This is a genomic window from Providencia sp. PROV156 (assembly GCF_028480905.1).
Lineage (GTDB): Bacteria > Pseudomonadota > Gammaproteobacteria > Enterobacterales > Enterobacteriaceae > Providencia > Providencia hangzhouensis.
This window is the reverse complement of sequence record NZ_JAMPPE010000001.1, coordinates 239,866-252,910: the sequence shown is the minus strand read 5'-3', so window position 1 is coordinate 252,910 and position 13,045 is coordinate 239,866. Positions and strand designations below refer to the sequence as shown.

The window sequence follows — 13,045 nt, the reverse complement described above, 5'->3', positions numbered from 1 at the left end:
TTAACAGCTTGCGTTTACTAGTTTTATTTTTATGAGCTGGTAATGTGCTAGCTATGAATAAGAATGAAGGTTAAAAATATAAAACTCGCAAAGGAGACATAATGAAAGTTTGGGCATTAGGGGATGCTGTCATTGATTTAATCCCCCTTCAAAACATGCAATATGAAGCTTGTGCTGGTGGAGCACCTGTGAATGTTGCCGCGGGTGTTGCACGCTTAGGGCAAAACAGTGGTTTTATTGGGCGAGTCGGCGAAGAAGCTTTTGGGCATTTTATGCAGAAAACCCTATTTGATATAGGGGTTGATACTAGTGCGATGGAGTTTGATGAAAAGTATAAAACAAGTACTGTTCTCGTCTCGTTACACGAAAATGGAGAACGTGAATTTTCTTTTTTAGTTTCTCCTTCGGCCGACCAATTTTTAACGATAAATAATTTACCGCAATTTGGTAATGATATTTTGCATTTTTGCTCATTAGCTCTGGTGCACCATCAATGCAGAGCATCACTATCGACAGCTATCGAACAACTCAAGCTCGCTGGCGGGTTACTGAGCTTTGATATTAACATTCGCCCGCAAATGTGGTCAGATCCCGACGAAATGCACCAAATTATTGATAATTTTGCAAAACAAGCAGATATTTTAAAACTTTCGGATGATGAATTGCTGTGGTTAACGCAAGAAAGTCGTTTTGAGAATGCCATAGCTAAATTGCAAAATTACCCTGCTCAATTAAAAATTGTGACTCAAGGTGCTAAAGGTTGTCAGGTGTTCACCCCCTCAGTTCAAATAGCCGTAAGTGCTTATTTAGTTGAAAGTATTGATACTACTGGTGCAGGTGACGCATTTATGGCAGGGTTATTGGCAGCCATCTCACAATATGGGCTAGTCAACGAAAAAGAGGGATTGATGAAGGTCATCTCGCAAGCTACGGCTTGTGGTGCATTAGCGACAACTAAAAAAGGCGCTATCGCTGCGGCTCCGACACAACAGGAATTATTTGTATTTATGCAGCAGCAACCGCCATTACATCAACGCGATGTTTTTTGATGAGAATATATGTGTATTGAGCAACTAAAAGGTAGCGATATAGTTACCTTTTAGTTTAAGAATACTTGATATAATTCAAATTATATTATGGTGGTGGCAAGTTTTATTTTTTGCATTTTGGCGTATGATAAGTAGCTAATATTATTTAATCAGATTTTATTGTGGATAAATCATGTTGCTTCGCTCGGGAGTAGCTCTTGCTATTTTTTCCTATATCTTATGGGGAATAACACCATTATTTTATCGTTTACTTCCCGGTGCGGAACCTTTAGAGCTACTTGCAGAACGTCTTATCTGGTCTGTGCCTATACTTTTTCTTGTTCGCTTAATTATCAAAAATAAATCTTTATGGCGTGAGGTATGGTCTGACAAACAGTCGATAATTCTGTGTTTATTTAGTTCGTCGGTTATGGCGATATCTTGGACAACATTTACTTATGCATTAACCCACGGGCAGGTGTTAGCTGCTAGTCTTGGCTATTTTATTAACCCATTATTTTCTATTTTACTTGGTGTTTTGTTCCTTCGCGAACGGCTTGTTTTTGCAGAAAAAATGGCTGTTATTTTTATTTGTGCGGGGGTCGGTTACCAAATTTGGCAGTATGGTGAATTACCTATTTTAGCGTTAGTAATGGGGAGTGCTTTTGCAGTCTATGGGTTAATCCGTAAATTTATTCGATTTGATGTGATTACGTCTTTATTTCTAGAAGCACTTTGGCTGCTTCCCATTGCAATAGCGATCACTTGGTGGTTAGCATCTCATGGTCTAAGTGCCGTGACGCAAGGGGATTGGCAAATTAAAGTTCTTTATATGTTAGCGGCGCCTGTCACGATAATTCCTTTGCTCTTTTTTACCGCAGCGATTAAACGGACATCATTAACGGTGATTGGTTTAGCGCAATATATAGAACCAACAATTCAATTTTTATTGGCCGTATTTTTATTTAATGAGCTCTTTGATTGGGTCAAAGGTATTAGTTTTTCACTTATTTGGATTGGTTTAATGTTTTGTGTATTAGCTATTTTACGCAAACAGTATATTAAATTTTCTCACAAAGAACCCTTTATTACTGGGCGCGACCAAACGCCATTAGATTAAATAATTACAAGTATTATCAATTGATTATAAAATTTTTTTTTATGGTGTTTTTTCCTTGATAGTAAAAGCAAACGATTGCGTATATAATTGGTATCAACTTTTTGTCGGTAAGGTCATCAATCATGAATCAATTAGGTACTGCGCTGTGTAAATCTGCAACAAAAGTCATGCTGTTAGGTGCTGGAGAGCTAGGCAAAGAAGTTGCGATTGAATGTCAACGATTGGGCATCGAAGTTATTGCGGTTGATCGCTATGATAATGCGCCAGCGATGCATATTGCACACCGCAGTTATACGATAAACATGCTTGATGGCGAAGCGCTGAAACAAATAGTCTCACGGGAAAAACCTGATATTATCGTGCCTGAAATTGAAGCAATTGCGACACAGGTATTGATGGAGCTTGAACAGCAAGGACAAAAAGTGGTTCCGTCTGCGAAAGCCATTGTACTTACTATGGATAGAGAAGGGATCCGTCGTTTAGCGGCAGAAGAGTTGAAATTGCCAACATCAGAGTATCAATTTGTAGACAGTAACCCCGATTTTATTGCAGCGGCAGAAAAAATTGGGTTTCCCTGTATTGTTAAGCCTGTGATGAGTTCATCAGGAAAGGGACAAAGTGTGATCCGCTCTCGAGCAGAATTAGATCAGGCTTGGGATTATTCGCAGCAAGGTGGGCGAGCAGGGCAGGGGCGTGTAATTGTTGAAAAAATGGTTAATTTTGATTTTGAAATTACATTGTTAACAGTCAGTGCAGTGGATGGTATTCACTTTTGTGCGCCTATAGGTCACCGACAAGAAAAAGGGGATTACCGTGAGTCTTGGCAGCCGCAGTACATGAGTGAGGCTGCGTTGAAAAAAGCGCAAGACATTGCCAAGAAAATTGTAACCTCTCTAGGAGGTTATGGAATATTTGGTGTTGAATTATTCGTATGTGGTGACGATATCATTTTTAATGAGGTTTCGCCTCGTCCCCATGATACGGGGATGGTGACGCTTATTTCGCAGAGTTTATCTGAATTTGCATTACATGTTCGTGCATTTCTTGGTTTCCCAATTGGCGTGATCCGTCAATATGGGCCGAGTGCTTCAGCGGTTATTTTACCTAATTTACAAAGCCAAAATGTGGTTTTTTCAAATATTGGTGCTGCTTTGGGGTCTGACACCCAATTACGGTTATTTGGTAAACCTGAAATTGCAGGAACTCGTCGGTTAGGTGTGGCTTTGGCGATTGCGGATTCTATTGAAAATGCATTAGATATGGCTAAGAAAACCGCGAATACAGTGTGTGTTTCTGGTTGATCTTGATGAATTTTGCGCTCAATGACGCTAAGTGAGTGAGCGCTTGTATACTTTAATTTTAACTTTGAGATTATCTTCATATAAGACTTTATTTACTTTTATTCCTAGTTTCACTGAAATAGATATCCGCTATCTTTAATTAAGCGAGTATTTAATAGAGCAAAGTTGATGAGCTTAGCGTCTTATCACTTAGTAGGCATAAAAGTAGAATAAGGAAAGTTATGATGATTCATTATGTAGTTGGTTTAATGTCATTAGGATTAATATCTTTTTTATCAACAGCGCAAAATCTTGAACAACAATTCAGTTTATGGGTAGAGAACGAAAAAGATAAAATCGAGTGTTTTGAGCAACAATCTTCATTTAAGTATTGCTTAGGTAAATCATCGAATAAAGGCTTAGCTGTTTTTGACCAAAAAGGACAAGAGATTTATCAACTTTACTATTTTGATAATTGGCCTGATGAAGCGCAAGACGGGGTATATCGAATTCGCAAAGAAAATAAAATTGGTTTTGCAGACGCAATTACTGGGGAAATCGTGGTTGATGCAATTTATGATTGCGCGTATCCCTTTGAAGCAGGGAAAGCGAAAGTCGGTATCGGATGTGAAACGCAAACAGATGGTGAACACAGTTGGTGGGTTGGTGGTAAATGGACAACAATTACACGCCAATAGCACATAGATATTATAAAGCTTTAGATAACCTAACTTTGAGATTTCACGTTATTAGTGAAATTTGTTTACAATAAACTTCATTTTATTCATATGAGTTACATTTTTTAACTTATTGAAAACAAATCAGAATCGTTATGTGGATCACATTTTTGACCTCATATTCCCTTCCTTAAAACCATTTAAAGTAAAAAACAAACCGCTTAATTCTATATGGCACCACTTAGCATAACTTTAGTCATTTGCTGAGTGTAATTTCATACCATATACACCATGGCAGAGCTCAATTTTTTAATTCAATACAGTTCAACCACTGCCAATTAAAAAACCATCAACGATAAATGATAAGCAACGAAAACACAGCGATATCGTTTTTTAAGATGGTTAATACAAAATCAATGGCATGTTCGTTTTACCTCAGAAGGGTGTTCTATGAACAAAAATGGTATTTTAAAGCACATTCCGTGGATGATCCTCGGGATAATCGGTGCAGTCTGTTTAGGGGTTGTTGCACTCAGACGCGGTGAGCACATTAGTGCGCTGTGGATTGTCGTCGCTTCTGTGGCGGTGTATCTCATCGCATATCGTTATTACAGCTTATATATTGCTAAGAAAGTGATGAAGCTGGATGAAACACGTGCGACCCCAGCCGTCATTAATAATGATGGTTTAAACTATGTTCCGACAAATAAAAATGTTCTATTTGGTCACCACTTTGCCGCGATTGCAGGGGCTGGGCCATTAGTCGGACCCGTTCTTGCGGCGCAAGTAGGCTATTTACCCGGTACCTTATGGTTACTAGCTGGGGTTGTGTTAGCCGGTGCGGTGCAAGATTTCATGGTGTTATTTATTTCATCACGCCGTAATGGTGCATCATTAGGGGAAATTGTTAAAGAGGAGCTTGGCCCGATTCCGGGAACGCTGGCGCTCTTTGGGTGCTTCCTAATCATGATCATTATCCTTGCTGTATTAGCATTGATTGTGGTGAAAGCCTTGGCAGAAAGCCCATGGGGTGTCTTTACCGTTGTCTCAACAGTGCCTATCGCATTGTTTATGGGGATATATATGCGATATATCCGGCCGGGGCGCGTAGGTGAAGTTTCTGTTATCGGTATTGTTCTGTTAGTTGCTTCCATTTGGTTTGGTGGTGTGATTGCTCATGACCCATACTGGGGTCCAGCACTGACATTCAAAGACACGACGATCACTTATGCGTTAGTCGGTTATGCGTTTGTTTCAGCATTATTACCTGTATGGTTAATTTTAGCGCCTCGTGACTATTTAGCGACCTTCCTGAAAATTGGGGTTATTGTTGGTTTAGCGATTGGTATCGTTATTCTAAACCCTGAATTAAAAATGCCAGCTGTCACCCAATTTGTTGATGGCTCAGGTCCTGTTTGGAAAGGTACTCTATTCCCATTCTTATTTATTACCATCGCTTGTGGTGCGGTATCCGGTTTCCATGCGCTTATTTCTTCAGGGACAACACCTAAGTTATTAGCAAACGAAAAAGATGCGCGTTACATCGGTTATGGTGCAATGTTAATGGAGTCATTTGTTGCGATTATGGCACTGGTAGCGGCTTCTATTATCGAACCAGGCTTGTATTTTGCAATGAATACACCACCTGCGGCGTTAGGTATTACTATGCCTAACTTACATGAACTGGGTGGTCCAGATGGCGCAGCTATCATGGCTCAGCTCAAAGATGTGTCTGTTCATGCAGCCGCTACAGTGAGTTCATGGGGCTTTGTGATTTCACCTGAACAAATCATGCAAACAGCGAAAGATATTGGTGAGCCGTCGGTGTTAAACCGTGCAGGTGGTGCACCGACATTAGCGGTAGGTATTGCGTATGTCTTCCATGAAATCATGCCTGCGGCAAATATGGGCTTCTGGTATCACTTTGGTATTCTGTTTGAAGCGCTGTTTATCTTAACCGCATTGGATGCAGGAACCCGTTCTGGCCGCTTTATGCTGCAAGATTTATTAGGTAACTTTGTTCCGTTCTTGAAGAAAACCGATTCACTGGTTGCGGGTATCATCGGTACAGCGGGATGTGTTGGGTTATGGGGTTACTTATTGTATCAAGGCGTTGTTGACCCACTGGGCGGTGTTAAGAGCTTATGGCCTCTGTTCGGTATCTCGAACCAAATGTTAGCCGCGGTTGCTTTAGTCTTAAGTACAGTTGTATTGATTAAGATGAAACGCAGTAAATACATTATGGTGACTGTCTTACCTGCGGTATGGCTATTAATCTGTACAACTTGGGCATTAGGACTGAAATTATTCAGTGATAACCCACAACTGGAAGGGTTCCTATACTTAGCGAAATCTTATAAAGATAAGATTGCGGCAGGTGGTGCAGAGTTAACTGCACAAGAAATTACTAATATGAATCACATTATTATTAATAACTACACCAACGCTGGGCTGAGTATTCTATTCTTAGTGGTTGTTTACGGTATCATTTTCTACGGTATCCGCGTTGGGATGAAAGCACACAAAAACCCAGAGCGTACAGACAAAGAAACACCTTATGTTCCTGTACCTAAAGAGGGCGTGAAAGTTTCATCTTCACATTAAGTCACCCTTCAACGGATTTGAACATCGAAAGGTGTTCAATAAATGAAAGGTCGCCCTACATTATGTGCTCATGATGTAGGGCATTTGTATTGGAGAGGCTGATGTTTGGAAATCTCGGCAAAACAGGAAAATACCTCGGGCAAGCCGCACGTATGTTAATTGGTATTCCTGATTATGATACTTATGTGCAGCATATGAGTGATAACCATCCAGACAAACCTGTGATGACATATAAAGAATTTTTTCGCGAAAGACAAGATGCACGGTATGGTGGTAGTGGTAAAGGCGGATTTCGCTGCTGTTAATCAATGAAGTGTGAGGGCAATAATGAAACCTATTAGCGTAACAATTTTAACCGGTTTTCTCGGTGCAGGTAAAACGACTCTCCTTAGCCATATTCTTCATGCTGAGCATGGCCATAAAATCGCAGTGATTGAAAATGAGTTCGGTGAAGTCCCCATTGATAACGCAATAATTGGTGATCGTGCGACACAAATTACTACATTAAGTAATGGGTGTATTTGTTGTAGCCGTTCGAATGAATTAGAAAATGCCTTATTAGATCTATTAGATGGCCTTGATAGTGGAAAATTAGACTTTGACCGTCTGCTCATTGAATGCACTGGCATGGCAGATCCCGGGCCGATCACTCAAACCTTTTTTTCCCATGAAGTCCTCTGCGAACGTTATGTATTAGATGGGATTATTACCTTAGTGGATGCTGTTCACGCTGATAAACAATTAAATGATTTCGCCATTGCTCAAGCGCAAATTGGCTATGCAGACCGTATTTTATTGACCAAAACCGATATTGAGCCAAATAATGAAGCTTTAATTGAACGTTTACAACGAATTAATGCAAGGGCGCCGATTTACCCCGTCATTCACGGTGATATTGACCTGAGTATGTTATTAGATATCGACGGTTTTTTATTGGATTCACAATTAAATGTTAAACAACCGACATTCCGTTTCGCCCCTAAACAACAAAATGAAGTAGGCTCGATTGTTCTCGAATTTAATTACCCTGTTGAACTGATGGCGGTTTCTCAGGTAATGGAAGAATTATTACTTGGCTTTGCAGATAATTTACTGCGCTATAAAGGGATCCTTTCCATTGTGAATGAGCCAAAACGCTTATTATTCCAAGGTGTTCAGCGCCTTTATAGTGCGGATTGGGATAGAGACTGGGAAGTTGATGAACAACGCCGCAGTGTATTAGTGTTTATTGGTATTGACCTACCAGAAGAGATGATCCGCGAAAAATTCGCAGCCCTAGAAGTTAATTCAAAATAGAACAATTCAAAAAAAAGAATTTCAAAAAAAAGAATTTCAAGAAAAGAAATTCAAAGTCATTAGCGGCGTAGCAAGGCGGCAAAAGAGCCAATCCCTAGGAGCATACACAAGTATGTGACTAGGGTTGGCGAATGCAGCCAACAACGCTACGGCGTTAAGGGCGTGCTTTAGCGGCCATAATTTCAATAATCTGCACGTCAGTATGTCTCATAGAACCCGCAGCTAAAGAACATAAATTGGCAATGGACTGGTCGACATCATCAGAAACAATACCATCCGACCCTCTGACACAGCTATTATCTAATGCCATTAGCACGGCTTTATAAGCGGCACTCGCACTGGTTGACACCTTCATTGCACAACTGTTTGATGCACCATCACAAATCATACCACTAACATCACCAATCATACTGGAAATTGCCATTGCGACGACTTCATAGCGGGATTCTAGTAACCAAGCGATGCCTGCAGCAGCCCCCATAGCTGCTGTTGTCGCAGCACATAGTGCCGATAACGCAGGAAGCTGGTTGTGAATATAAATAGCCATTAAGTGTGACAACATTAAGGCTCGAGCCAGTTGCTCTTCAGAAGATTGCAAATAATCTGCAGTGACAACCACCGGCATGGTTGCTGCAATACCTTGGTTACCTGACCCTGAATTACTCATTGCGGGCAACACAGCCCCTCCCATGCGTGCATCAGAAGCCGCGGAGGTACGGATCATAATTTCTGACATTAAGTCTTTTGAAAGCAAACCACGGTCTCGCTGGGTTTGTAATGTTTTGCCGATATGTAAGCCATAAACATTGCGTAAACCTTCTTGAGATAAGGCTTCGTTTAAATGCGCGGCTTCAAGAATAAAACGAATATCCTCTAAAGGCGCTTCGGTGGCAAATTGATACACAGACTTAGCAGTGACTGACGGTAGTGGGACGTCAGCTGCGCAGTCAACTGGAGATTCATGGTGAGGTTGAGCCGTTGTGGCATCAAATACGGTGTGATTGTTATGAATAATTTTAACAATATTCGTATGTGACCCCGCAATGATGACGGTTGCGGATTCTGTTTGGGTATAGACCGTGGCTTCGGAGTAGATAACATCGTCGCAAGGGTGCTTAATATCAACGGTAATAGCCCCTTGTGCTAACATGGTTTTACTTAATGCAATGGCATCCGCAGATGCTGATTTTAATACTTCCAAACCTGCTTCAGCATCACCGCCAACTGCACCAAGGGCTGCAGCAATGGGTAGACCAACCATTCCTGTTCCGGGTACGGTTACGCCCATACCATTTTTCATGAGGTTAGGGGAAACGAAAGCACAGACTCGGGTCACTTTGCCATCAAGAAATGAAGCCGCTTTGGCGGCAGCATATGCCAATGAAATTGGCTCAGTACAACCTAAGGCAGGCTTTACTTCTTGCTTTACTGCGTTGATAAAATATTGCCAAAGTAGTGGTTGTGATTGAGCATGCATGGCAAGTCCCCTTAATAAAATCTTTTTTGATTTTATTATTTTAAACAACAGTCTGGAGAAAAACTTCACTAAGTTAGGGGATTTAAAGAGAGTGGAGAGAAATATTATCTCTAATTTGAATTATAAAAATGAAAAATTTCTAACTTTGAGCTTAGTCACAAAAGTCCTGCCTATAATATTCGGCAGGACTGAGTGATAACTGCACAGATTAGCTTTCTACATCAAGACGCTTACTTTGCCACTTACGTGAACGCCAGCGCCATGCATTGGTTAAGCCGCGCAACCATTCATCAGCAAAGAAACCTAACCAAATACCCAAGAGACCCATCTCCATTTTTATGCCTAAGAAGTAGCCTAATGGGATAGCGACGCCCCACATAAAAATAATAGCGGTACACAGAGGAAAGCGAGCATCGCCAGAGGCACGCAAGGCATTTACCATCACGATATTAATTGTTCTGCCGGGCTCTAAGAACACCGAAAGTAAAAATAATGGCAGCAGTACCTTAATAATACCTTGGTCATCAGTAATATTATTTAAGATAGGATCACGGAATAACCAAAAGGCAATAACGACACCAATTGTTACGTAAAAACCCATTTTAAGGCTTTTTACACCGCGCCTAAAGGCATCTTCAAAGCGTTTTGCTCCAACAAGGTGGCCAACCATAATTTCATTACCAATACTGATAGAGATCCCGAACAGCATGATAAACAATGATAATTGGAAATAGAGCGTTTGTGCCGCAAGAGACGTTTCCCCCATGAGACCGATAAACGCAGATGCGGTCATAAAATGGAGGATCCACACAAGATTTTCCCCCGCAGAGGGTAATCCAATATGTAAAATCTTACCCAACATTTTCCGTGACCAGTGTATTAACATCATTGGGACAAATTTAATTCTCAGCCCATAAAACAGTAGGCAGAAAAGTAAAATAACGGCAACAATACGCCCAACGACTGTTGACCAAGCAACGCCTTCAAGGCCGTATTGTGGTAAGCCGAAGAAACCATAAAGCACAATGATATTACCAAATACTGTAATCACATTAGCGATTAATGTGACCCACATTGCGGGTTGCGCTTTACCATAAACCCGCAAGCATGCCGCTAAAATAATTGAAATCGCTTCAGGGATTAAACAAATCCCTAGAATACGTAAATAAGTATAACCATCAGCCATTAAATGCGATGGCATATTCATAATAGTTAGAATGCTATAGCCAAAAAATAACGCAACTAATGCGCTGGAAAAACCAAGAATAAAGTTAAAAGCGATTGAAATATGAATCGCTTGGCTGGCTTTTTCTCGGCGGCCTGCCCCTAGGTATTGGGCTATAACAACGCTACACCCCACACTGATAAAGTTAAAAATAGTGATAAATAGGTCAAACACTTGGTTTCCCACCCCCATAGCAGCAAGGTAGGCTGTAGACACGTGACTAACCATGTAGGTATTAATTAATAATGTGGCCAAATGAAGAAAAATATCGATAAAAATTGGCCAGCTGAGCGAAAAGAGTGACCGCTCAGTCACATCGGATTGATGCATTGAGAACCTTTATATATTCATGAATGATAGGGAAAGCTTTCTGATGGGCTAATTCTACATGGATTTCAACAATGAAAATAGGGTTAAAATGCGTCTGATTTAATTAGGCTAATGTTTTGTTTACTTTTAATTATTCTGTTAAATTCAATTTCGCTATAAATAATTTAATGAGCAACATCAGAACTGTATAGGAGCAAAAATGACAAAAATTAAAGCAGCAATAGTGGGCTACGGTAACATTGGTCGCTATGCACTAGAAGCTGTTCTGGCCGCTGAGGATTTTGAGTTAGTCGGGGTAGTTCGTCGCAATACGCAAGATATTCCTGCTGAGCTTTCTGGATATAAAGTGGTTGATGATATTGAAAAACTTGGGAAAGTTGATGTTGCACTCTTGTGTTCACCAACGCGTGCTATCGGCCCATTAGCAGCTAAAGTTTTGAGCCTCGGTATTAATACGGTTGATAGTTTTGACGTGCATTCAGATATTGTGGCGCTAAAACACAGCTTAGATGACGTTGCGAAACAGCATAATAGCGTGGCGGTTGTTTCTGCCGGATGGGATCCTGGCTCGGATTCGATTATGCGTACATTGATGCTAGCAATGGCACCAAAAGGGGTAACTTATACGAATTTTGGTCCAGGGATGAGTATGGGACACAGTGTGGCCGCTAAAGCTATCAATGGAGTAAAAGATGCCCTTTCTGTCACAATTCCATTAGGAACAGGGGTTCATCGTCGTATGGTTTATGTTGAATTAGACGGTGGCGCTAAGTTCGATGAGGTGGCTCAAGCGATTAAAGCAGACAGCTACTTTTCTTCTGATGAAACACATATTCGTCAGGTGGATAGCATTGATGCATTAAAAGATGTTGGGCACGGTGTGCAGATGACTCATAAAGGGGTTTCAGGCACAACACATAACCAGTTATTCGAATATTCAATGCGTATTAATAACCCTGCACTGACTTCTCAATTTATGGTTTCTGCCGCACGAGCGACGATGAAACAAGCAGCAGGCGCATATACAGTGATTGAAATTCCACCAGTGAATTTCTTACAAGGTGATTTAGATACGCTGATCGCCAAACTGGTTTAATTAAATTTAATCTATCTGTGGCATGACATTTATTCGTTCATGCCATCTTGTCGATATTTCTTACACTTTACCTCGCTTTGAACCTGCCATTCAGACTTTAGCCACTGTTTATTTTTTGTGTGATCAAGTAGCTTATTAATAAAGTGATATTGGTGAGATGGAGTGAGCTAATGGTAAAACCACCAAGGAATGGGAAAGATAAAAACCAAGGTTTTTTCCCAGAACAATCTTCAGTAAAAAGTGTGAAGGAGAACCCGCATTCTTTCAGTATTATTCGTGCTTTTTCTAAAATAATAAACTACGGTTTTTCATTGTTTTATGTTGGTTTTATTCTATCTGTATGGTTTTTTCCTGAATACTATACGGTAGAAATTATTTATAACCTGACGTTGATCCTGATTTTTGAATTTATTTTAGTTCACTCGGGCGTCTTTATGGCGGTATTTCGTGATTGGCGAGTATTAACGTTATTTGCTCTTTTCTATGGTCTTTTTGCACTGGCCATCAATATGTCAGTATTAGGTGATTCCCCATTAATTTTATATTTATACAGTGCCACTGTTGCCAATCGAATGCTTTTTGGTTTAACCAGCCGAACAGAGCAAGAACGTTCAGAAAATATGGGCTATTCAGCATTAATGGCACTCAATTTTATGTTCTGTATTTTCTCGGTGTTAATTTTATCTTTCCTCGTGCCTTATGGCGGATTAACGCCTGAATATTTAAGATCGATTGACTATTATTCGAGTATTTCTAGCGGTGGTGAATTCCCGGAGAAACCCCATGTGGCTTTTGCCTTTGGCGTGCTCTACTTTGGTATGCCTATATTTATGGCTTGTCTAACACATTTCTTATGCAAAGGGCATTCTATTTACCAGAAAAAGGGAAGTAACTTTCGTGGCTAGAAAGATA

General features: G+C 40.5%; 11 protein-coding genes. 9 read left to right on the top strand and 2 right to left on the bottom strand.

The annotated features are described in order from the left end of the window. The first annotated feature begins 101 nt into the window (after window positions 1-101). The 7 genes from PSF31_RS01040 to yjiA all read left to right on the top strand — a co-directional run bounded on the left by PSF31_RS01040 (window position 102) and on the right by yjiA (window position 8,005). Window positions 102-1,049 (top strand): aminoimidazole riboside kinase, encoded by a 948-nt coding sequence (locus PSF31_RS01040; protein ID WP_096863292.1) that lies wholly within the window; start codon window positions 102-104, stop codon window positions 1,047-1,049. A 172-nt stretch (window positions 1,050-1,221) separates the two neighbouring features. After that, window positions 1,222-2,148, top strand: coding sequence for an EamA family transporter RarD (rarD, locus tag PSF31_RS01035; RefSeq protein ID WP_096863291.1), 927 nt, complete (start codon window positions 1,222-1,224; stop codon window positions 2,146-2,148). Between the two features lie 122 nt (window positions 2,149-2,270). Further along, window positions 2,271-3,449, top strand: coding sequence for a formate-dependent phosphoribosylglycinamide formyltransferase (gene purT / locus PSF31_RS01030; RefSeq protein ID WP_004260593.1), 1,179 nt, complete (start codon window positions 2,271-2,273; stop codon window positions 3,447-3,449). Between the two features lie 221 nt (window positions 3,450-3,670). Further along, window positions 3,671-4,126 carry a hypothetical protein gene (locus PSF31_RS01025; RefSeq protein ID WP_004260591.1) on the top strand — a complete coding sequence of 152 codons (456 nt, stop codon included), beginning with the start codon at window positions 3,671-3,673 and terminating at the stop codon, window positions 4,124-4,126. Window positions 4,127-4,555: 429 nt separating this feature from the next. Next, window positions 4,556-6,709 carry a carbon starvation CstA family protein gene (locus PSF31_RS01020; protein WP_004260588.1) on the top strand — a complete coding sequence of 718 codons (2,154 nt, stop codon included), beginning with the start codon at window positions 4,556-4,558 and terminating at the stop codon, window positions 6,707-6,709. 101 nt (window positions 6,710-6,810) lie between these two features. Beyond that, complete coding sequence (locus PSF31_RS01015; RefSeq protein WP_004260586.1) at window positions 6,811-7,014, top strand: YbdD/YjiX family protein; 204 nt, start codon at window positions 6,811-6,813, stop codon at window positions 7,012-7,014. Window positions 7,015-7,036: 22 nt separating this feature from the next. Next, entirely contained in the window at window positions 7,037-8,005 is a 969-nt protein-coding gene (gene yjiA, locus PSF31_RS01010) for a GTPase (RefSeq protein WP_094960941.1), read from the top strand. 154 nt (window positions 8,006-8,159) lie between these two features. On the opposite strand, the gene PSF31_RS01005 is transcribed toward yjiA, so the two are convergent. Both PSF31_RS01005 and PSF31_RS01000 read right to left on the bottom strand, forming a co-directional pair. Next, window positions 8,160-9,482, bottom strand: coding sequence for an L-cysteine desulfidase family protein (locus tag PSF31_RS01005; protein ID WP_096863290.1), 1,323 nt, complete (start codon window positions 9,480-9,482; stop codon window positions 8,160-8,162). 208 nt (window positions 9,483-9,690) lie between these two features. Then, on the bottom strand, window positions 9,691-11,037 hold the full coding sequence (locus PSF31_RS01000) for an MATE family efflux transporter (protein ID WP_004260574.1): 1,347 nt from the start codon (window positions 11,035-11,037) through the stop codon (window positions 9,691-9,693). 199 nt (window positions 11,038-11,236) lie between these two features. Here PSF31_RS01000 and PSF31_RS00995 point away from each other — a divergent pair, with 199 nt between their 5' ends. After that, window positions 11,237-12,133 carry a diaminopimelate dehydrogenase gene (locus PSF31_RS00995; protein WP_096863289.1) on the top strand — a complete coding sequence of 299 codons (897 nt, stop codon included), beginning with the start codon at window positions 11,237-11,239 and terminating at the stop codon, window positions 12,131-12,133. A gap of 170 nt (window positions 12,134-12,303) precedes the next feature. Then, window positions 12,304-13,038, top strand: coding sequence for a hypothetical protein (locus PSF31_RS00990; RefSeq protein WP_004260570.1), 735 nt, complete (start codon window positions 12,304-12,306; stop codon window positions 13,036-13,038). The last annotated feature ends 7 nt before the right edge of the window (window positions 13,039-13,045 follow it).